This window comes from Pantoea sp. X-Soil-MYKO-1289 (assembly GCF_059730625.1).
The window spans coordinates 3,791,914-3,813,157 of sequence record NZ_AP036004.1 but is presented as its reverse complement, the minus strand read 5'-3'; the positions used below and the strand labels follow the sequence as shown (position 1 = coordinate 3,813,157).

Annotated in this window: 15 protein-coding genes, 6 tRNA genes and 3 rRNA genes; 22 read left to right on the top strand and 2 right to left on the bottom strand. The window is 55.8% G+C overall.

The features are described from left to right. Positions 1-7 precede the first annotated feature (7 nt). Positions 8-2,191: a fatty acid oxidation complex subunit alpha FadB gene (gene fadB, locus AC6I7Z_RS18125; protein ID WP_497815213.1), complete on the bottom strand. Its 2,184-nt coding sequence runs from the start codon at positions 2,189-2,191 to the stop codon at positions 8-10. Positions 2,192-2,375: 184 nt separating this feature from the next. Between fadB and pepQ the strand changes: the two genes are divergently transcribed. The 11 genes from pepQ to birA all read left to right on the top strand — a co-directional run bounded on the left by pepQ (position 2,376) and on the right by birA (position 14,128). After that, a complete protein-coding gene (gene pepQ / locus AC6I7Z_RS18120) occupies positions 2,376-3,707 on the top strand; it encodes a Xaa-Pro dipeptidase (RefSeq protein ID WP_497815212.1) in 1,332 nt (443 codons plus the stop codon). Further along, a complete protein-coding gene (locus AC6I7Z_RS18115) occupies positions 3,707-4,324 on the top strand; it encodes an IMPACT family protein (RefSeq protein ID WP_497815211.1) in 618 nt (205 codons plus the stop codon). The genes pepQ and AC6I7Z_RS18115 overlap by 1 nt, the downstream gene beginning before the upstream one ends. 25 nt (positions 4,325-4,349) lie before the next feature. Beyond that, complete coding sequence (gene trkH, locus AC6I7Z_RS18110; protein ID WP_033754677.1) at positions 4,350-5,801, top strand: Trk system potassium transporter TrkH; 1,452 nt, start codon at positions 4,350-4,352, stop codon at positions 5,799-5,801. A gap of 18 nt (positions 5,802-5,819) precedes the next feature. Then, positions 5,820-6,356, top strand: coding sequence for a menaquinone-dependent protoporphyrinogen IX dehydrogenase (gene hemG, locus AC6I7Z_RS18105; protein ID WP_497815210.1), 537 nt, complete (start codon positions 5,820-5,822; stop codon positions 6,354-6,356). A gap of 407 nt (positions 6,357-6,763) precedes the next feature. After that, positions 6,764-8,305, top strand: a 16S ribosomal RNA gene (locus tag AC6I7Z_RS18100). A 71-nt stretch (positions 8,306-8,376) separates the two neighbouring features. Next, positions 8,377-8,453 (top strand) — tRNA-Ile (locus tag AC6I7Z_RS18095). Between the two features lie 142 nt (positions 8,454-8,595). Then, a tRNA-Ala gene (locus AC6I7Z_RS18090) sits at positions 8,596-8,671 on the top strand. 194 nt (positions 8,672-8,865) lie between these two features. Further along, positions 8,866-11,768, top strand: a 23S ribosomal RNA gene (locus AC6I7Z_RS18085). A gap of 92 nt (positions 11,769-11,860) precedes the next feature. Further along, positions 11,861-11,976: ribosomal RNA gene (rrf, locus tag AC6I7Z_RS18080) — 5S ribosomal RNA — on the top strand. Together the 16S, 23S and 5S rRNA genes with 2 tRNA genes alongside form the textbook arrangement of a ribosomal RNA operon. A 158-nt stretch (positions 11,977-12,134) precedes the next feature. Next, positions 12,135-13,172, top strand: a complete 1,038-nt coding sequence (gene murB / locus AC6I7Z_RS18075) for a UDP-N-acetylmuramate dehydrogenase (RefSeq protein WP_497815209.1) — start codon at positions 12,135-12,137, stop codon at positions 13,170-13,172. Continuing rightward, positions 13,169-14,128: a bifunctional biotin--[acetyl-CoA-carboxylase] ligase/biotin operon repressor BirA gene (birA, locus tag AC6I7Z_RS18070; protein ID WP_497815208.1), complete on the top strand. Its 960-nt coding sequence runs from the start codon at positions 13,169-13,171 to the stop codon at positions 14,126-14,128. Before murB ends, birA begins: the two co-directional genes overlap by 4 nt. 37 nt (positions 14,129-14,165) lie before the next feature. On the opposite strand, the gene coaA is transcribed toward birA, so the two are convergent. Continuing rightward, positions 14,166-15,116 (bottom strand): type I pantothenate kinase, encoded by a 951-nt coding sequence (gene coaA, locus AC6I7Z_RS18065; RefSeq protein WP_033756003.1) that lies wholly within the window; start codon positions 15,114-15,116, stop codon positions 14,166-14,168. Positions 15,117-15,651: 535 nt separating this feature from the next. Here coaA and AC6I7Z_RS18060 point away from each other — a divergent pair. From AC6I7Z_RS18060 to rplL, 11 genes are all read left to right on the top strand, one after another. After that, a tRNA-Thr gene (locus AC6I7Z_RS18060) sits at positions 15,652-15,727 on the top strand. Between the two features lie 7 nt (positions 15,728-15,734). Continuing rightward, positions 15,735-15,819: transfer RNA gene (locus AC6I7Z_RS18055), tRNA-Tyr, on the top strand. 192 nt (positions 15,820-16,011) lie between these two features. Further along, a tRNA-Gly gene (locus AC6I7Z_RS18050) sits at positions 16,012-16,086 on the top strand. A gap of 5 nt (positions 16,087-16,091) precedes the next feature. Then, positions 16,092-16,167: transfer RNA gene (locus AC6I7Z_RS18045), tRNA-Thr, on the top strand. Positions 16,168-16,274: 107 nt separating this feature from the next. Continuing rightward, complete coding sequence (gene tuf, locus AC6I7Z_RS18040) at positions 16,275-17,459, top strand: elongation factor Tu (protein ID WP_033752981.1); 1,185 nt, start codon at positions 16,275-16,277, stop codon at positions 17,457-17,459. 227 nt (positions 17,460-17,686) lie between these two features. Next, positions 17,687-18,070, top strand: coding sequence for a preprotein translocase subunit SecE (gene secE / locus AC6I7Z_RS18035; protein ID WP_033755817.1), 384 nt, complete (start codon positions 17,687-17,689; stop codon positions 18,068-18,070). A 1-nt stretch (position 18,071) separates the two neighbouring features. Continuing rightward, positions 18,072-18,617, top strand: coding sequence for a transcription termination/antitermination protein NusG (gene nusG / locus AC6I7Z_RS18030; protein WP_012439920.1), 546 nt, complete (start codon positions 18,072-18,074; stop codon positions 18,615-18,617). A 147-nt stretch (positions 18,618-18,764) separates the two neighbouring features. Next, positions 18,765-19,193 carry a 50S ribosomal protein L11 gene (gene rplK / locus AC6I7Z_RS18025; protein ID WP_013507401.1) on the top strand — a complete coding sequence of 143 codons (429 nt, stop codon included), beginning with the start codon at positions 18,765-18,767 and terminating at the stop codon, positions 19,191-19,193. A gap of 3 nt (positions 19,194-19,196) precedes the next feature. Next, a complete protein-coding gene (rplA, locus tag AC6I7Z_RS18020; protein ID WP_033755823.1) occupies positions 19,197-19,901 on the top strand; it encodes a 50S ribosomal protein L1 in 705 nt (234 codons plus the stop codon). 352 nt (positions 19,902-20,253) lie between these two features. Beyond that, the gene (gene rplJ, locus AC6I7Z_RS18015) at positions 20,254-20,751 is read left to right on the top strand and encodes a 50S ribosomal protein L10 (RefSeq protein WP_011091858.1); all 498 of its coding nucleotides are present in this window, start codon (positions 20,254-20,256) and stop codon (positions 20,749-20,751) included. Between the two features lie 66 nt (positions 20,752-20,817). Continuing rightward, positions 20,818-21,180, top strand: a complete 363-nt coding sequence (rplL, locus tag AC6I7Z_RS18010) for a 50S ribosomal protein L7/L12 (RefSeq protein ID WP_033755825.1) — start codon at positions 20,818-20,820, stop codon at positions 21,178-21,180. Positions 21,181-21,244: the final 64 nt, after the last annotated feature.

The window sequence follows — 21,244 nt, the reverse complement described above, 5'->3', positions numbered from 1 at the left end:
TCTGTCCTCAGGCGCTTTGCAGCGCCGCTTCGTCGATAGGTTGAACCGCCGGATACCAGCTTTCGCGCTGATGCGCCTTCTGCAGCAGCAGGTCAGGCAGCTGGTAGAGCGGGCCAAGGTCGCCGTAGCGTCTGGCCTGATCCACCACGTTGCCGTTGCCGAGCGTGTCGAGATAGCGCAGCGCGCCGCCGCGGAACGGCGGAAAGCCGAGGCCGTAGACCAGCGCCATATCGGCTTCGGCCGGCGAGGCGACGATCTTCTCCTCCAGACAGCGCACGACTTCGTTCAGCATCGGGATCATCATGCGATTGAGGATCTCTTCGTCGCTGAAGAGGCGCGTCGCGGCGCAAACCGGGTTAAGCAGCGCGTCCACCTCGGGATCGGGCGCTTTTTTCGCTTTGCCTTTGCGATCCGTCTCCCAGCGGTAAAAGCCTTTGCCGTTCTTCTGGCCATAGCGTCCCGCATCGAACAGGACGTCGATAGCGTCGCGGTAATCCTTCTGCATGCGCGTCGGAAACCCTTCCGCCATCACGCGCTGCGCGTGATGCGCGGTATCGATGCCGACCACATCCAGCAGCCACGCCGGGCCCATCGGCCAGCCGAACTGCTTCTCCATGACTTTATCGATCTGCCGAAAGTCCGCGCCGTCGCGCAGCAGCAGGCTGAAGGCGGCGAAGTAGGGGAAGAGCACACGGTTGACGAAGAAGCCGGGACAGTCATTGACGACGATCGGCGTCTTGCCCATTTTGCTTGCCCAGGCCACCACTTTGCCGAGGGTGGCGTCGCTGCTTTTCTCGCCGCGCACCACCTCTACCAGCGGCATACGCGGCACCGGGTTGAAGAAGTGCATGCCGCAGAAATTTTCCGGACGCTGCAGCGCCTGGGCGAGCTGGCTGATGGGGATCGTCGAGGTATTGGAGGCGAGTATCGCATCCGCGCGCAGATGCTGTTCGGTTTCCGCCAGCACTTTCGCTTTGACCTGCGGATTCTCGACCACCGCTTCGACCACGATATCGGCGCGCTCGAAACCGGCATAGTCGAGCGTAGGCTGAATCATGGCGATGGTGCTGGCCAGCCTGGCGCCGTCGATCTTGCCGCGCTCCAGCTGTTTATTCAGCAGTTTGCTCGCCTCGTTCATGCCCAGCGTCAGCGCCTGCGGCTGAATATCCTTCATCTGCACCGGCACGCCTTGCCACGCCGACTGATAGCTGATGCCGCCGCCCATAATGCCTGCGCCCAGCACCGCCGCCTGCTCCGGCGCGCTGCTGGCGCTGGCGTACTTTTTCGCCAGCCCTTTGACGTACTGATCGTTAAGGAAGATGCCGACCAGCGCCCGCGCTTCATCGCTCTGCGCCAGCGGCACGAAGGCGGCGGTTTCCAGCTTCAGCGCATCGTCGCGCCCCAGCACGGCGGCGGCCTCGATGGTTTTGACCGCAGCGATCGGTGCGGGATAGTGTTTGCCTGCGGTTTGCAGCACCAGGTTTTTAGCCACGGTAAAGCTCATGGCGGCTTCAATCGGGCTAAGGCGCAGCGGCGCCAGCTTCGGCGCGCGGCGCGCCTGCCAGTCGCCCTGCGCGATAGCTTCCTTCAGCATGGCGAGCGCGGCGGCGCGCAGCTTATCGCTGCTGACCACCGCATCGACCAGCCCGAGCTTAAGCGCGCTGGCGCCGTCGACATCTTTTCCGGCGGCGATAATCTCCAGCGCGGCGTCGGCGCCCAGCAGGCGCGGCAGGCGTACGCTGCCGCCGAAGCCCGGCATAATGCCGAGCCGCGTTTCCGGCAGACCGATGCGCGCGCCAGGCGTGGCGACGCGCAGATCGGTCGCCAGAATGCATTCGCACCCGCCGCCCAGCGCGTAGCCGTCTATCGCGGCGATGGTCGGCACCGGCAGATCTTCCAGCCGGTTAAAGATGCTGTTGGCGAAAGCGAGCCACTGGCTGAGCTTTTCCGTCGGCGCGTCGAACAGCGAGAGAAATTCAGTAATATCGGCGCCGACGATGAAGGCGGGCTTAGCCGAGCTGAGCAGTACGCCGCGCAGCGAGGTTTGCTGCTCCAGCACGCCAATCGCTTCGCCAAGGCTGGCGACGGTGCGGGTGTCGAGCTTATTGACTGAGCCGGGGGCGTCGAACTGCAGCTCAGCGACGCCGTCTTCGAGCCAGCGCAGGGAAAGGGTATCGCCTTGGTAGAGCATGTGCGTCTCCTGATCGCGAAAGGGGATCTGGTCATACCAGATGATCAGGAGTGTGGGATTCGTGTTAATTTTTTGCAAACCAAAGTTTGCTTATTTGCTAACAGGATCACAGCGTCGGGAACGCGGCGTTCAGGCGGCGGCTGTGCTACACTGCGGCGATTTTCGCGACACGGGAGAGCGAGCAATGGATTCACTGAAAACGCTGTATCAGACGCATATCGCCACGCTGCAACAGCGGGCGCAGCAGGTGCTGGCGCGCAATAAACTGGATGCGATGTTGATTCATTCCGGCGAACTGCTAACGGTTTTTCTCGACGATCATGACTATCCCTTTAAGGTGAATCCTCAGTTCAAAGCCTGGGTGCCGGTCACGCAGGTGCCGAACTGCTGGCTCCTGATCGACGGCGTCAATAAGCCGAAACTCTGGTTCTACTCGCCGGTTGATTACTGGCATAACGTCGAGCCGCTGCCGAACAGTTTCTGGACCGACGCCGTCGACGTGATCGGGCTGAAAAGCGCCGACGAGATTGGGCAACTGCTGCCCGCGCAGCGCGAAAATGTCGCCTATATCGGACCGGTGGTGCAGCGCGCCGCGCAGCTCGGCATCAGCGCCGACAATATCAACCCGAAAGCGGTGATCGATTTTCTTCACTACCACCGCAGCATCAAAACCGATTACGAACTGGCCTGCATGCGCGAGGCGCAAAAGCTGGCCGTCGCCGGACACCGCGCCGCGAAAGAGGCCTTTTTCTCTGGTCTGAGCGAGTTCGATATCAATCAGGCTTACCTGACGGCGACCGGCCATCGCGATATCGACGTGCCCTACGGCAATATCGTCGCCCTTAACGAGCATGCCGCCGTGCTGCATTACACCCGGCTTGATCACCAGCCGCCGGCGAAGCGTCACAGCTTCCTTATCGACGCGGGAGCGGAATACCTCGGCTACGCCGCTGATTTAACCCGCAGCTACGCAGCGCAGAAAGAGTCGCTTTACGCCAGCCTGGTCGCGGCGATGAACAGCGAAGAGCTGGCGCTAATCGGCACGCTGAAAGCGGGCGTGCGCTACACCGACTATCATCTGCAGATGCATCAGCGCATCGCGAAGCTGCTGCTGAAGTTCGACCTGGCGCAAGGCATAAGCGAAGAGGCGCTGGTGGCGGAAAATATTACCGGGCCCTTTATGCCGCACGGACTGGGCCATCCGCTTGGATTGCAGGTTCATGACGTCGCAGGCTTTATGCAGGATGAAGCGGGCACCCATCTCGCGGCGCCGGCGCAGTATCCTTATCTGCGCTGCACGCGCGTGCTGGAGCCGGGCATGGTGCTGACCATCGAGCCGGGCTTCTATATCATCGAGTCGCTGCTGGCGCCGCTGCGTGAAGGCCCGTTCAGCCAGTATCTTAACTGGCAGGCGATTGACGCGCTGAAGCCTTATGGCGGCATCCGCATTGAAGACAACGTGGTGGTGCATGCCAACCGCATTGAGAACATGACGCGCGATCTGCACCTTGCCTGATGGATGCTTACGATATTCCCGCTGATGCCGTCAGCGTCAGCGAGGAGACGATTAAGAAAAGCCGCTTTATTACGCTGCTGGCCCATACCGACGGCGTAGAGGCGGCGCGCGCCTTTGTTCAGCAGGTGAAAAGCGAGCATCCCGACGCGCGTCATCACTGCTGGGCCTGGGTTGCGGGCGCGCCGCACGATTCGCAGCAGCTGGGCTTCTCCGATGACGGCGAACCCTCCGGCACGGCGGGAAAACCGATGCTGGCGCAGCTGATGGGCGCGGATATCGGCGAGATTACCGCAGTTGTGGTGCGTTACTACGGCGGCATTATGCTCGGCACCGGCGGGCTGGTAAAAGCCTACGGTGGCGGCGTACAGCAAGGACTCAGGCAGCTGGCGCGCACGCGCAAAGTGCCGATGAAACGCTATACGCTACAGTGCGACTATGCTCAGCTCGGCGATATCGAACGCCTGCTGGGCAGGTTCGATGGCCGCATCGATGAGATTGTCTACCTTGACCGCATCGCGCTGACGCTGGCGCTGCCCTATGCGCACATCGAGGCGTTCAAACAAACGCTTTCTGACTTTAGCCGGGGCGCGCTGAGCCTCGACCCGTTAACACCCTGACAACTCTTTTCTAAGGAACGGCTGAATGCATTTTCGCGCCATTACTCGCATTGTCGGTCTGCTGGTGATCCTCTTTTCCGTCACCATGATTGTGCCGGGACTGGTGGCTTTAATTTATCGCGACGGCGCCGGGCGCGCGTTTAGCCAGACCTTTTTGATGGCGCTGGCGATCGGCTCGCTGCTGTGGTGGCCGAACCGCAAACAGCGTACCGAGCTGAAGCCGCGCGAAGGCTTTCTGATCGTCGTGCTGTTCTGGACGGTGCTCGGCAGCGTGGGGGCGATGCCTTTTATCTTCGCCGAACAGCCGCATCTCTCCGTGACCGATGCGTTCTTTGAATCCTTTTCCGGCCTGACCACCACCGGCGCGACTACGCTGGTGGGACTCGACAGCATGCCGAAAGCCATTCTCTTTTACCGGCAGATGCTGCAATGGCTGGGCGGGATGGGGATCATCGTGCTGGCGGTGGCGATTCTTCCTATTCTGGGCGTCGGCGGCATGCAGCTCTACCGCGCGGAAATGCCAGGGCCGCTAAAAGACAATAAGATGCGCCCGCGAATTGCGGAAACGGCTAAAACGCTGTGGCTGATCTATGTGTTGCTGACGGTCGCCTGCGCGGTAGCGCTCTGGCTGGCGGGCATGCCGCTGTTCGATGCGATAGGGCACAGCTTCTCCACCATCGCCATCGGCGGCTTTTCAACGCATGACGCCAGCATCGGCTATTTCAACAGCGGCACCATCAATACCATTATCGCTGTCTTTCTGCTGATCTCCGGCTGTAACTACGGCCTGCACTTCTCGCTGCTCAGCAATCGCAACCTGCGCGTCTACTGGCGCGACCCCGAATTTCGCACCTTTATCGGCGTGCAGCTGACGCTGGTGGTCATCTGCACGCTGGTGCTCTGGTTTCATAACGTTTACGCCAGCGGCTGGCAAACGCTTAATCAGGCTTTCTTCCAGGTGGTTTCAATGGCGACCACGGCGGGATTCACCACCGACAGCATTGCGCGCTGGCCGCTGTTCCTGCCTGTGCTGCTGCTCTGTTCCGCGTTTATCGGCGGCATGGCGGGCTCGACCGGCGGCGGCCTGAAGGTGATTCGCATTCTGCTGCTCTGCAAGCAGGGCTCGCGCGAGCTGAAGCGTCTGGTGCACCCGAACGCGGTCTATACCATTAAGCTCGGCAACCGCGCGCTGCCGGAGCGTATTCTGGAAGCGGTGTGGGGATTCTTCTCGGCTTATGCGCTGGTGTTTCTGGTCAGCATGCTGGCGATTATCGCTACCGGCGTCGATGACTTTTCTGCCTTTGCGGCGGTTGCGGCGACCCTGAACAACCTGGGCCCTGGCCTGGGGGTAGTGGCGGATAACTTTACATCGATGAATGACGTGGCGAAATGGATTTTGATCTCGACCATGCTGTTCGGGCGTCTTGAAGTCTTTACCTTACTAGTCCTCTTTACGCCGACCTTCTGGCGTGAATAAGCAAAACAGGAAGTCACGATGAAAGCGTTAATTCTCTTTTCCAGCCGCGACGGGCAAGCGCGCGAAATCTCCTCTTATATCGCCAATGAGATGAAAGCGCGGCAGGCGTGCGACGTCCTCAATATTCTGCATGCCGACTCGGTGGACTGGACGCAATACGATCGGGTGCTGATCGGCGCCTCGATCCGCTACGGCAATTTCCATCCGGCGGTGGCGAAATTCGTCAAGAGGCATCTGCGCGAGCTGCAAACGCGCGTAAGCGGCTTCTTTTGCGTGAACCTGACGGCGCGCAAGCCGGAGAAGCGCTCGCCGCAGACCAATGCCTATACGCGCAAGTTTTTACAGCAGTCGCCGTGGCAGCCTGACTGCTGCGCCGTGTTCGCCGGCGCGCTGCGCTATCCGCGCTACCGCTGGTTCGACCGGGTAATGATCCAGCTGATTATGCGCATGACCGGCGGGGAAACGGATAAGACAAAAGAAGTAGAGTATACCGACTGGCATCAGGTAGGGCGCTTTGCGCAGGAATTCGCTCAATTGCCCGCCAAATCGGCGTGATTAACAGCGATCTGCTGAAAATTAGTGCGAACGCGAATTTTTTTTAAATTAGCGCTTGTCAGCCCGGAAGAACTCCCTATAATGCGCCTCCACTGACACGGCACAACGGCTTACGGAATGCGGTGTTCAGGAGATTCGGTTCGCTGAGTCGCCGGATAAAATCCCTGAAAAAAGGGGTTGACTCCGAAGGAGAGTAGCGTAATATACGCCACCTCGCAGCAGCAGGCTGAGCCGCTGACTGCACCGCTCTTTAACAATTTATCAGACAATCTGTGTGGGCACTCGAGAGCAGATATCAAAGCCTTCGGGCTTAAAAAATATCAAGCCTCACGAGTGGACACATAATGACATTCATTATGACGTTTTACAGATGAGCACCGCTTAACTGGTTTAAGCAAATCAAACTTAAATTGAAGAGTTTGATCATGGCTCAGATTGAACGCTGGCGGCAGGCCTAACACATGCAAGTCGAACGGCAGCACAGAAGAGCTTGCTCTTTGGGTGGCGAGTGGCGGACGGGTGAGTAATGTCTGGGAAACTGCCCGATGGAGGGGGATAACTACTGGAAACGGTAGCTAATACCGCATAACGTCGCGAGACCAAAGTGGGGGACCTTCGGGCCTCACACCATCGGATGTGCCCAGATGGGATTAGCTAGTAGGTGGGGTAACGGCTCACCTAGGCGACGATCCCTAGCTGGTCTGAGAGGATGACCAGCCACACTGGAACTGAGACACGGTCCAGACTCCTACGGGAGGCAGCAGTGGGGAATATTGCACAATGGGCGCAAGCCTGATGCAGCCATGCCGCGTGTATGAAGAAGGCCTTCGGGTTGTAAAGTACTTTCAGCGGGGAGGAAGGCGATGTGGTTAATAACCGCGTCGATTGACGTTACCCGCAGAAGAAGCACCGGCTAACTCCGTGCCAGCAGCCGCGGTAATACGGAGGGTGCAAGCGTTAATCGGAATTACTGGGCGTAAAGCGCACGCAGGCGGTCTGTCAAGTCGGATGTGAAATCCCCGGGCTTAACCTGGGAACTGCATTCGAAACTGGCAGGCTAGAGTCTTGTAGAGGGGGGTAGAATTCCAGGTGTAGCGGTGAAATGCGTAGAGATCTGGAGGAATACCGGTGGCGAAGGCGGCCCCCTGGACAAAGACTGACGCTCAGGTGCGAAAGCGTGGGGAGCAAACAGGATTAGATACCCTGGTAGTCCACGCCGTAAACGATGTCGACTTGGAGGCTGTTCCCCTGAGGAGTGGCTTCCGGAGCTAACGCGTTAAGTCGACCGCCTGGGGAGTACGGCCGCAAGGTTAAAACTCAAATGAATTGACGGGGGCCCGCACAAGCGGTGGAGCATGTGGTTTAATTCGATGCAACGCGAAGAACCTTACCTACTCTTGACATCCACGGAATTCGGCAGAGATGCCTTAGTGCCTTCGGGAACCGTGAGACAGGTGCTGCATGGCTGTCGTCAGCTCGTGTTGTGAAATGTTGGGTTAAGTCCCGCAACGAGCGCAACCCTTATCCTTTGTTGCCAGCGATTCGGTCGGGAACTCAAAGGAGACTGCCGGTGATAAACCGGAGGAAGGTGGGGATGACGTCAAGTCATCATGGCCCTTACGAGTAGGGCTACACACGTGCTACAATGGCGCATACAAAGAGAAGCGACCTCGCGAGAGCAAGCGGACCTCATAAAGTGCGTCGTAGTCCGGATCGGAGTCTGCAACTCGACTCCGTGAAGTCGGAATCGCTAGTAATCGTGGATCAGAATGCCACGGTGAATACGTTCCCGGGCCTTGTACACACCGCCCGTCACACCATGGGAGTGGGTTGCAAAAGAAGTAGGTAGCTTAACCTTCGGGAGGGCGCTTACCACTTTGTGATTCATGACTGGGGTGAAGTCGTAACAAGGTAACCGTAGGGGAACCTGCGGTTGGATCACCTCCTTACCTGAAGATACTGCCTTCGAAGTGCTCACACAGATTGTCTGATAGAAAGTAACGAGCAGAAAAACCTCTACAGGCTTGTAGCTCAGGTGGTTAGAGCGCACCCCTGATAAGGGTGAGGTCGGTGGTTCAAGTCCACTCAGGCCTACCAGATTTTCCCTCATGCTGCGTTGTGACGACGGCTCGCATAGTGAACTATGCTTCGCATCGCCACGCCTTGCCTGAGAAAAAATCGCATTCCTCGCACGAAGAATGCCACTCCTGGTAGTAGACGGTCTCTGCAGTAACTGTATGGGGCTATAGCTCAGCTGGGAGAGCGCCTGCCTTGCACGCAGGAGGTCAGCGGTTCGATCCCGCTTAGCTCCACCATACTGTTTTCTGAAATACTTCAGAGCGTACCGGAAACGGTGGGCTGCGAAGTATTATGCTCTTTAACAATCCGGAACAAGCTGAAAATTGAAACGACGCGCGGCGTTATTCCCCGGTAACAGGGAGTAAAGGCGGCGCGTTCGAGTCTCTCAATAATCACATCCGCGACGTCGCAAGACGCCTGTGGGTTGTGAGGTTAAGCGACTAAGCGTACACGGTGGATGCCCTGGCAGTCAGAGGCGATGAAGGACGTGCTAATCTGCGAAAAGCGCCGGCAAGGTGATATGAACCGCAACAGCCGGCGATGTCCGAATGGGGAAACCCAGTGTGTTTCGACACACTATCGCAACATGAATACATAGTGTTGCGAGGCGAACCGGGGGAACTGAAACATCTAAGTACCCCGAGGAAAAGAAATCAACCGAGATTCCCCCAGTAGCGGCGAGCGAACGGGGAGCAGCCCAGAGCCTGAATCAGCTTGTGTGTTAGTGGAAGCGTCTGGAAAGTCGCAGGGTACAGGGTGACACTCCCGTACACGAAAACACACATTCTGTGAGCTCGATGAGTAGGGCGGGACACGTGGTATCCTGTCTGAATATGGGGGGACCATCCTCCAAGGCTAAATACTCCTGACTGACCGATAGTGAACCAGTACCGTGAGGGAAAGGCGAAAAGAACCCCGGCGAGGGGAGTGAAACAGAACCTGAAACCGTGTACGTACAAGCAGTGGGAGCCTCTTTGTGGGGTGACTGCGTACCTTTTGTATAATGGGTCAGCGACTTATATTCTGTAGCAAGGTTAACCGTATAGGGGAGCCGCAGGGAAACCGAGTCTTAACTGGGCGTTAAGTTGCAGGGTATAGACCCGAAACCCGGTGATCTAGCCATGGGCAGGTTGAAGGTTGGGTAACACTAACTGGAGGACCGAACCGACTAATGTTGAAAAATTAGCGGATGACCTGTGGCTGGGGGTGAAAGGCCAATCAAACCGGGAGATAGCTGGTTCTCCCCGAAAGCTATTTAGGTAGCGCCTCGTGAACTCATCTCCGGGGGTAGAGCACTGTTTCGGCTAGGGGGCCATCCCGGCTTACCAACCCGATGCAAACTGCGAATACCGGAGAATGTTATCACGGGAGACACACGGCGGGTGCTAACGTCCGTCGTGAAGAGGGAAACAACCCAGACCGCCAGCTAAGGTCCCAAAGTCATGGTTAAGTGGGAAACGATGTGGGAAGGCCCAGACAGCCAGGATGTTGGCTTAGAAGCAGCCATCATTTAAAGAAAGCGTAATAGCTCACTGGTCGAGTCGGCCTGCGCGGAAGATGTAACGGGGCTAAACCATGCACCGAAGCTGCGGCAGCAGTAGCGATACTGTTGGGTAGGGGAGCGTTCTGTAAGCCGTTGAAGGTGTGCTGTGAGGCATGCTGGAGGTATCAGAAGTGCGAATGCTGACATAAGTAACGATAAAGCGGGTGAAAAGCCCGCTCGCCGGAAGACCAAGGGTTCCTGTCCAACGTTAATCGGGGCAGGGTGAGTCGACCCCTAAGGCGAGGCCGAAAGGCGTAGTCGATGGGAAACAGGTTAATATTCCTGTACTTGGTGTTGCTGCGAAGGGGGGACGGAGAAGGCTATGTTGGCCGGGCGACGGTTGTCCCGGTTTAAGCGTGTAGGCTGAGCATCCAGGCAAATCCGGATGCTTAAGGCTGAGGCGTGACGACGAGGCACTACGGTGCTGAAGCAACAAATGCCCTGCTTCCAGGAAAAGCCTCTAAGCTCCAGGCAACACGAAATCGTACCCCAAACCGACACAGGTGGTCAGGTAGAGAATACCAAGGCGCTTGAGAGAACTCGGGTGAAGGAACTAGGCAAAATGGTGCCGTAACTTCGGGAGAAGGCACGCTGGCGCGTAGGTGAAGGGACTTGCTCCCGGAGCCGAGGCCAGTCGAAGATACCAGCTGGCTGCAACTGTTTATTAAAAACACAGCACTGTGCAAACACGAAAGTGGACGTATACGGTGTGACGCCTGCCCGGTGCCGGAAGGTTAATTGATGGGGTTATCCGTAAGGAGAAGCTCTTGATCGAAGCCCCGGTAAACGGCGGCCGTAACTATAACGGTCCTAAGGTAGCGAAATTCCTTGTCGGGTAAGTTCCGACCTGCACGAATGGCGTAATGATGGCCAGGCTGTCTCCACCCGAGACTCAGTGAAATTGAAATCGCTGTGAAGATGCAGTGTACCCGCGGCAAGACGGAAAGACCCCGTGAACCTTTACTACAGCTTGACACTGAACACTGGTCCTTGATGTGTAGGATAGGTGGGAGGCTTTGAAGCGTGGACGCCAGTCTGCGTGGAGCCGTCCTTGAAATACCACCCTTTAATGGCTGGTGTTCTAACGTAGGCCCGTAATCCGGGCTGCGGACAGTGTCTGGTGGGTAGTTTGACTGGGGCGGTCTCCTCCCAAAGCGTAACGGAGGAGCACGAAGGTTGGCTAATCCTGGTCGGACATCAGGAGGTTAGTGCAATGGCATAAGCCAGCTTGACTGCGAGAGTGACGGCTCGAGCAGGTGCGAAAGCAGGTCATAGTGATCCGGTGGTTCTGAATGGAAGGGCCATCGCTCAACGGATAAAAGGTACTCCGGGGATAACAGGCTGATACCGCCCAAGAGTTCATATCGACGGCGGTGTTTGGCACCTCGATGTCGGCTCATCACATCCTGGGGCTGAAGTAGGTCCCAAGGGTACGGCTGTTCGCCGTTTAAAGTGGTACGCGAGCTGGGTTTAGAACGTCGTGAGACAGTTCGGTCCCTATCTGCCGTGGGCGCTGGAAAACTGAGGGGGGTTGCTCCTAGTACGAGAGGACCGGAGTGAACGCACCGCTGGTGTTCGGGTTGTCATGCCAATGGCACTGCCCGGTAGCTAAGTGCGGAAGAGATAAGTGCTGAAAGCATCTAAGCACGAAACTTGCCCCGAGATGAGTTTTCCCTGACCCCTTGAGGGTCCTGAAGGGACGTTGAAGACGACGACGTTGATAGGCCGGGTGTGTAAGCGCAGCGATGCGTTGAGCTAACCGGTACTAATGACCCGTGAGGCTTAACCTTACAACGCCAGAGGCGTTTTGTGAGACGCGAGATTTTCAGCTTGTGACGGATATATTCTGCGCGGCCTGCGGGCGGCGCGGAGACAGAATTTGCCTGGCGGCCTTAGCGCGGCGGTCCCACCTGACCCCATGCCGAACTCAGAAGTGAAACGCCGTAGCGCCGATGGTAGTGTGGGGCCTCCCCATGCGAGAGTAGGGAACTGCCAGGCATCCAAACAAAAAAGCCCTCTGCTGACGCAGAGGGCTTTTTTACGTCTGGCGATCGGCGAAAAAAGCTTCATTTCCCGGCGCAACGCCATCAAAACTTCCCTACAAGCCTGAACTGATGCGGTAAACTACGCGCAGATAATTTCGTAAAGGCCGCATAATGTCCCACCAGTATCCTTCTCTGCAAGCTGACAACACCCTTGGTCTGGCGATCTACGCACGCGATCGCATTCTCGCTGAGACGCCGGAAATGATCCTCAACGCCTGGCGAGATGCCAGAGCCGCGCATCAGCCATTTATTCTGCTGGGCGAAGGCAGTAACGTACTTTTTCTGGACGATTTTGCCGGCACTGTTGTGCTTAACCGCATTAAAGGCATCGAAATTCAGGAGCAGGAAGACGTCTGGAAGCTGCACGTCGGTGCCGGTGAAAACTGGCACGCCCTTGTTGAGGCGACCCTCCAAAAGGGGATCGCTGGACTCGAAAACCTGGCGTTGATCCCCGGTATGTCAGGCTCGGCGCCGATACAAAATATCGGCGCCTATGGCGTTGAGTTCAAAGATGTTTGCGACTATGTCGATGTACTAAACCTGGAGACGGGGGCGACGCAGCGTCTGTCACGCGAAGCGTGCGCATTCGGTTATCGCGACAGCATCTTTAAGCATCAGTACCAGCAGGGATATGCCATTATCGCCGTGGGGCTTAGGCTGAAAAAAAGCTGGCAGCCGGTGCTGACCTATGGTGATTTGACGCGTCTCAATCCCGCCACGGTGACCGCCTGGGAAATCTTTCACGCCGTATGCCATATGCGTCAGAGCAAGCTGCCCGATCCGCGCGTGACGGGTAATGTTGGCAGCTTCTTTAAAAATCCGCTGATAAGCCGCGAGCAGGCAGAGCAGCTGAAGCTTACCTATCCGGAAATGCCTTTCTATCCGCAGAAAGAGGGCGAGGTAAAACTGGCGGCGGGCTGGTTAATCGATCAGTGCCAGCTGAAAGGGTTTCGCGTCGGCGGCGCGGCAGTGCATCAGCAGCAGGCGCTGGTGCTGATTAACGCCGAACACGCCACCTCTCAGGATATCGTCGCGCTGGCGAAAGCCGTACGCGCCCGCGTCGGACAAAAATTCAATGTATGGCTTGAACCCGAAGTTCGCTTCATCGCGGCACAGGGCGAGTGCAACGCTGTAGAGGCAATCCGATGAAAGACCATAGCATCCCGTTAAAGCTGGTCGAAATACTCTCTGACGGCGAGTTTCATTCCGGCGAACAGCTTGGCGAATCACTAGGAATGAGCCGGGCGGCGATCAACAAACATATCCAGACGCTTAAAAGCTGGGGTCTGGATATCTATACGGTCACGGGCAAAGGCTATAGCCTGCCGGCGCCGATGCAGCTGTTGAATGAAGAGGCGATACTGGCGCAGCTGCATCAGCCTAACCTGGCGATCATTCCTGTTATCGACTCAACCAACCAGTACCTGCTGGAGCGGATGAACGAGCTGCAATCAGGCGATGCCTGTATCGCCGAATACCAGCAGGCGGGCCGAGGACGTCGAGGACGGCAATGGTTCTCACCTTTCGGCGCTAATCTCTATATGTCGATGTACTGGCGTCTCGAGCAGGGCCCTGCGGCAGCGATGGGACTGAGTCTGGTGATCGGCATTATCATTGCCGAAACCCTGCAGCAGCTGGGCGCGCACGACGTACGCGTGAAGTGGCCTAACGATCTCTACCTACAGGATCGCAAGCTGGCGGGCATTCTGGTTGAGCTAACGGGAAAAACAGGCGACGCCGCGCAAATTGTGATGGGCGCCGGTATCAATCTGGCGATGCGCGGCGCGGAGGCGGCGCAGATCAATCAGGGCTGGATCAATCTGCAGGAGGCAGGGATTGCGATTGACCGAAACGATCTGGCCGCAAAGCTGATAAACAGCCTGCGCGAGGCGCTGCCGCTCTTTGAACGTGAAGGGTTAGCGCCTTTCACCGAGCGCTGGAAAGCGCTGGATAACTTCTTTAATCGTCCTGTTAAGCTATTAATCGGCGAACGCGAGATTCACGGCATCGCGCGCGGCATAGATAAGCAGGGCGGGCTGCTGCTTGAACAGGATGGCGAGGTGAAGTCCTGGGTAGGCGGCGAAATATCCCTTCGCCCACAGTAATAAATAAAAAGCCTGCGCGATGCAGGCTTTTTTAATGCTATTTCCGGAGTCTGACCCTGTCGACGGCATGGTTGCCGCCTTTGGTCATAATCAAACTGGCTCTCTCGCGGGTCGGCAATATGTTCTCTTTTAAATTCAGCCAGTTGATCTCTTTCCATAGCCCAGTAGCGATCTGCACGGCCTCCTCTTCAGAGAGCTGCGCATAGTGATGGAAATAGGAATCGGGATCGGTAAAAGCGCCCTGACGGAATTTTAAAAAGCGATTGATATACCAGCGCTGCAGCAGATCTTCAGGCGCATCTACATAGATAGAGAAATCGACGAAGTCTGACACAAAAACGTGATGTGGATCGTGAGGATAATCCATCCCGCTCTGCAGAACATTCAGGCCTTCGAGAATCAGTATATCGGGCTGATGCACCACTTTATCGCCGTCCGGGATAACGTCATACACCAGATGAGAATAAACCGGCGCCGTGACCTGACTGGCGCCTGATTTCAGCGCGGAAACGAAGTTAACCAGCCGATGCATATCATAAGACTGAGGGAAGCCTTTCTTCTTCATCAGGCCGCGCTCTTTCAGCACCGCATTAGGATGCAGAAAGCCATCGGTGGTAATAAGCTCTACTTTGCGATGCTCGGGCCAGCGGCTCAGCAGCGCCTGCAAGACGCGCGCGGTGGTGCTTTTCCCCACGGCCACGCTGCCGGCGATGCTGATAATGTAAGGGATCTTCTGGCCGTCAGTACCCAGAAACTGCTCCAGCACTGCCTGACGACGCAGGTTAGAGCTGATATAGAAGTTAAGCAGGCGCGATAAAGGCAGGTAGATCTCTGCGACCTCTTCCAGAGACAGATCTTCATTAATGCCTTTCAGCTGCGCGATCTCCTCTTCCGTTAAGGTCATCGGCACAGAATTACGTAGGGCGGCCCACTGCTTACGCGTGAACTCTAAATAGGGCGTGGTCAGAGGTGAATTCTTTTTATTCATAAGTATGCGTCTGACTGCTACCAGGGCTGATTCATATCACGCAGATTAAAAACCTGTAGCGATATGAGAACCATAGCGGCATGTCACAAGGTCTTTACTGAGAACAATGGGCTGGAGGTTAACATCAGTGTGATAATAAAAAGAAGAAAAATGATAAATACGCGCACGCTTTCGCAAGCGGCTGCGCATAAGCCCGGCTTCGGCACGCCAGGGATTTTACAAACTCGCTCGGCAGAGTCCCTGACTTATGCGTAATCTTTTTTGCTGGCCGCGGGAAAAATGCGCCGCCGCAAAAATTTTTTTATTTCTACCCTCGTCAAGCGTGCAAAAAAAACGCGCGGCTGCCTTCGGGCTTGCTGATTTTACGCGATGAAAACAGGGTCGCAGCTAAATGAAATTCGCCGGAATCGTCTAAATTTCCTTCACTAAAACGCTAAAATGCGAGGATTTGCACAAATAGTAAGCGATAGAGTTATTTCAGCGATTTTTTTGTTGCATCCTGTCCCCGACCTTCCTAGAATGCGCGTCACTTGATGCCGGCTTAGCTCAGTTGGTAGAGCAACTGACTTGTAATCAGTAGGTCACCAGTTCGATTCCGGTAGCCGGCACCATCAAGTAGGTGGGATTCCCGAGCGGCCAAAGGGAGCAGACTGTAAATCTGCCGTCACAGACTTCGAAGGTTCGAATCCTTCTCCCACCACCATCTCAACCTTGTCGGTTGGGAGCAGATAAACAACCTGTTTGTCTGTCGGTGAGTCACTTCTCTCACCCCAAATTCAAACTGCGCTTCGGCACAGTTAAAGTCGGTCAGCAACGCTGGCAGACTTCGAATAGTAGGGGAACATCTCTTATTATTCACAAGCTACAGAAAGAACAGGTAGCCGAGTTCCAGGATGCGGGCATCGTATAATGGCTATTACCTCAGCCTTCCAAGCTGATGATGCGGGTTCGATTCCCGCTGCCCGCTCCAGATGTGCTGATATGGCTCAGTTGGTAGAGCGCACCCTTGGTAAGGGTGAGGTCCCCAGTTCGACTCTGGGTATCAGCACCACTTCCTTTATCTCCTCCCTGATTCTCTCTCTGTAAATCCTGCATTCAGGCAAAGCCTGGTTGATGTGATGATATCTTTGATATATCCGTGTCTTAGAGGGACAAGCGATGGCTAAAGAGCAATTTCAACGTAACAAACTGCACGTAAACGTGGGCACCATCGGTCACGTTGACCACGGTAAAACCACCCTGACTGCAGCAATCACCACCGTTCTGGCTAAAACCTACGGCGGCCAGGCTCGCGCATTCGACCAGATCGATAACGCGCCGGAAGAGAAAGCACGCGGTATCACCATCAACACCTCTCACGTTGAGTATGAAACCCCGTCTCGCCACTACGCGCACGTTGACTGCCCGGGCCACGCCGACTATGTGAAAAACATGATCACCGGTGCTGCGCAGATGGACGGCGCTATCCTGGTTGTTGCTGCGACTGACGGCCCGATGCCGCAGACCCGTGAGCACATCCTGCTGGGTCGTCAGGTTGGCGTTCCGTACATCATCGTGTTCCTGAACAAGTGCGACATGGTTGATGACGAAGAGCTGCTGGAGCTGGTTGAGATGGAAGTGCGTGACCTGCTGTCACAGTACGACTTCCCGGGCGACGACACCCCGATCGTTCGCGGTTCTGCGCTGAAAGCGCTGGAAGGCGACGCTGAGTGGGAAGCGAAGATCGTTGAGCTGGCTGGCCACCTGGATACCTACATCCCGGATCCGGTTCGCGCAATCGACCTGCCGTTCCTGCTGCCGATCGAAGACGTATTCTCAATCTCTGGCCGTGGTACCGTTGTTACCGGTCGTGTTGAGCGCGGTATCGTGAAAGTCGGCGACGAAGTTGAAATCGTGGGCATCAAAGACACCGCGAAATCAACCTGTACCGGCGTTGAAATGTTCCGCAAACTGCTGGATCAGGGTCAGGCTGGTGAGAACGTCGGCGTTCTGCTGCGTGGTATCAAGCGTGAAGAGATCGAGCGTGGCCAGGTACTGGCTAAGCCGGGCTCAATCAAGCCGCACACCACTTTCGTGTCAGAAGTTTACGTTCTGTCCAAAGAAGAAGGCGGTCGTCACACTCCGTTCTTCAAAGGCTACCGTCCGCAGTTCTACTTCCGTACAACTGACGTGACTGGCAACATCGAACTGCCGGAAGGCGTTGAGATGGTAATGCCGGGCGACAACATCAAAATGACCGTTACTCTGATCCATCCGATCGCGATGGACCAGGGTCTGCGCTTCGCAATCCGCGAAGGCGGCCGTACCGTTGGCGCGGGCGTTGTTGCTGAAGTTATCGCTTAATTACGATAACATTTGACGCAATGCATACGGAAAGGGCATCATTTGATGCCCTTTTTGCACGCTGTTATATAGAACCTGGCTCATCAGTGATTATCGATCATAATCATTGCTGAGACAGGCTCTGTTGCGCGGCGTAGGATACCGAGTTACGCCCAAAAGCTCATTCGGTTTGGATGCCTCGCCTTGCGGGGCAAAATAGTTTCTGAATTATTGTGGCAGGTTGGTTTATGAGTGCGAATACCGAAGCTCAAGGGAGCGGGCGCGGCCTGGAAGCGATAAAGTGGCTGGCTGTTGTTGCATTGCTGCTGGTAGCCATCGTAGGCAATTATATCTATCGCGATGTGACGCTGCCATTACGCGCGCTGGCCGTCGTGGTGCTGATTGCGGCCGCGGGCGGCATTGCGCTGCTGACGGTCAAAGGCAAAGCAACCGTGGCTTTTGCGCGTGAAGCACGCACCGAAATGCGTAAGGTCATTTGGCCGACTCGCCAGGAAACGCTGCATACCACGTTAATCGTTGCCGCGGTTACCGCCGTGATGTCACTGATTTTGTGGGGGCTGGATGGTATTCTGGTCCGTCTGGTATCGTTTATCACTGGCCTGAGGTTCTGAGATGTCTGAAGCTCCAAAAAAACGCTGGTACGTCGTGCAGGCGTTTTCCGGCTTTGAAGGCCGCGTAGCACAGTCGCTGCGCGAGCACATCAAATTGCACAACATGGAAGAGCTTTTCGGCGACGTCATGGTTCCTACTGAAGAAGTGGTAGAGATCCGCGGCGGACAGCGTCGTAAAAGCGAACGCAAATTTTTCCCTGGCTACGTGCTGGTGCAGATGGTGATGAATGACGCCAGCTGGCACCTGGTGCGCAGCGTGCCGCGCGTGATGGGTTTCATCGGCGGCACCTCTGACCGCCCTGCGCCGATCAGCGATAAAGAAGTGGATGCGATCATGAACCGCCTGCAGCAGGTGGGTGATAAGCCGCGTCCGAAAACGCTGTTCGAACCGGGCGAAATGGTGCGCGTCAACGACGGCCCGTTCGCCGACTTCAACGGTGTGGTCGAAGAGGTGGATTACGAGAAGAGCCGCCTGAAAGTTTCCGTTTCAATCTTTGGCCGCGCAACGCCGGTCGAACTGGACTTCGGACAGGTGGAGAAAGGTTAATCACCTTGCTCAGATTTTGACTCTTGCAGCAGGCGCGAAATTTAACTATAATTTCGCGCCTTTTGTTTTTATGCGCTGGCAACAGCGTGTGAACTGTTATCACGGGAAGCCTGTTTTTCAGGCGTTATACCCAACTGAGGAAAAATCATGGCCAAGAAAGTACAAGCCTACGTCAAGCTGCAGGTTGCAGCGGGTATGGCTAACCCGAGCCCACCGGTAGGTCCGGCTCTGGGTCAGCAGGGCGTTAACATCATGGAATTCTGTAAAGCGTTCAACGCCAAAACGGAATCCCTGGAGAAAGGTCTGCCTACTCCGGTTGTTATCACCGTATACAGCGACCGTTCTTTCACCTTCGTTACCAAAACTCCGCCGGCCGCCGTTCTGCTGAAAAAAGCAGCGGGCATCAAGTCTGGTTCTGGTAAGCCGAACAAAGATAAAGTCGGTAAAGTAACCCGTGCTCAGGTACGTGAAATCGCAGAGACCAAAGCTGCGGACATGACTGGTGCTGACGTAGAAGCGATGACTCGCTCTATCGAAGGTACCGCTCGTTCCATGGGCCTGGTAGTGGAGGACTAAGAAATGGCTAAGCTGACCAAGCGCATGCGCGTGATCCGTGACAAAGTTGATGCGACCAAACAGTACGACGTTACTGAAGCCGTTGCTCTGCTGAAAGAACTGGCTACCGCTAAATTTGTAGAGAGCGTGGACGTTGCCGTTAACCTCGGCATCGACGCACGTAAATCTGACCAGAACGTTCGTGGTGCGACCGTTCTGCCGCACGGTACTGGCCGTTCAGTACGCGTTGCCGTCTTTACCCAGGGCGCAAACGCTGAAGCTGCTAAAGCAGCTGGCGCTGAGCTGGTAGGTATGGAAGATCTGGCTGACCAGATCAAAAAAGGCGAAATGAACTTTGACGTGGTTATCGCTTCTCCGGATGCGATGCGCGTTGTTGGCCAGTTGGGCCAGGTTCTGGGTCCGCGTGGCCTGATGCCAAACCCGAAAGTCGGTACCGTAACGCCGAACGTCGCTGAAGCGGTTAAAAACGCTAAAGCGGGTCAGGTTCGTTACCGTAACGACAAAAACGGCATCATCCACACTACCATCGGTAAAGTGGACTTCGACGCTGACAAGCTGAAAGAAAACCTGGAATCTCTGCTGGTTGCGCTGAAAAAAGCGAAACCTGCTCAGGCGAAAGGCGTTTACATCAAGAAAATCAGCCTGTCTACCACCATGGGCGCTGGCGTTGCCATCGACCAGGCGGGTCTGAACGCAGCAGCAAACTAATTGCTGCTTGAAACGGGCGAAAAATTCACCTAGAATCTTACGCCCGTTGTTCTGGTAAAACAGACACTGAATTTATATCCCGCTGTGACTGTCGCATTCGCTTCGGCGAGACGACGGAAACGGCGGGGTAGGTTGGAGCCAGGCCTTTCCTGGCCTCCGTCCAAGACCGCAGGCGCGGCCCATCTTCGGATGCGACGCTTAATCCCCTGCGTAGACGGTGACAGAGCCAAAAAGAATTTTTTCTTAACTGGATTCTGCTCACCGTGTTTTAGCGCTTACCTTCCCTCGGGTCGGTAGGTGAAGTGAGTTCCGGAGAAATTCATCTCCGGCCAAAATCCAGGAGCAAAAGCTAATGGCATTAAATCTTCAAGACAAACAAGCGATTGTTGCTGAAGTCAGCGAAGTAGCCAAAGGCGCGCTGTCAGCGGTTGTTGCGGATTCTCGCGGCGTTACCGTTGATAAAATGACCGAACTGCGTAAAGCAGGTCGTGAAGCTGGCGTTTACATGCGTGTTGTTCGTAACACCCTGCTGCGCCGCGTCGTTGAAGGTACTCAGTTCGAGTGCCTGAAAGACACGTTTGTTGGTCCGACCCTGATTGCATACTCTATGGAACACCCGGGCGCTGCTGCTCGTCTGTTCAAAGATTTCGCGAAAGCGAATGCAAAATTTGAGGTCAAAGCTGCAGCCTTTGAAGGTGAGCTGATCCCGGCGGCACAAATTGACCGTCTGGCAACGCTGCCGACTTACGAAGAAGCACTGGCACGTCTGATGTCGACCATGAAAGAAGCCGCTGCTGGCAAACTGGTCCGCACTCTGGCTGCTGTTCGCGATGCAAAAGAAGCGGCTTAAGGCCAAATTCTTTTCTTTCGCACTTGCTAACGTATAAACTTTTTCTGATTCTTAGGAACAATTGTCATGTCTATCACTAAAGACCAAATTCTGGAAGCCGTTGCCGCTATGTCCGTAATGGAAGTAGTTGAGCTGGTTTCTGCTATGGAAGAAAAATTCGGCGTTTCTGCTGCTGCCGCTGTAGCTGTTGCTGCTGGCCCGGCTGAAGCTGTTGAAGAGAAAACTGAATTCGACGTCGTACTGAAATCTGCTGGCGCGAACAAAGTAGCTGTAATCAAAGCCGTACGTAGCGCAACTGGTCTGGGCCTGAAAGAAGCCAAAGACCTGGTTGAAGCAACTGGCGTGATCAAAGAAGGCATCAGCAAAGACGACGCAGCTGCACTTGAAGCTGCTCTGAAAGAAGCTGGCGCTGACGTTGAAGTTAAGTAAGACAACCTTTGGGTTGCAGCCTGAGTAAGATCAGGCTGATGGCTGGTGGCTTTTGGGTCACCAG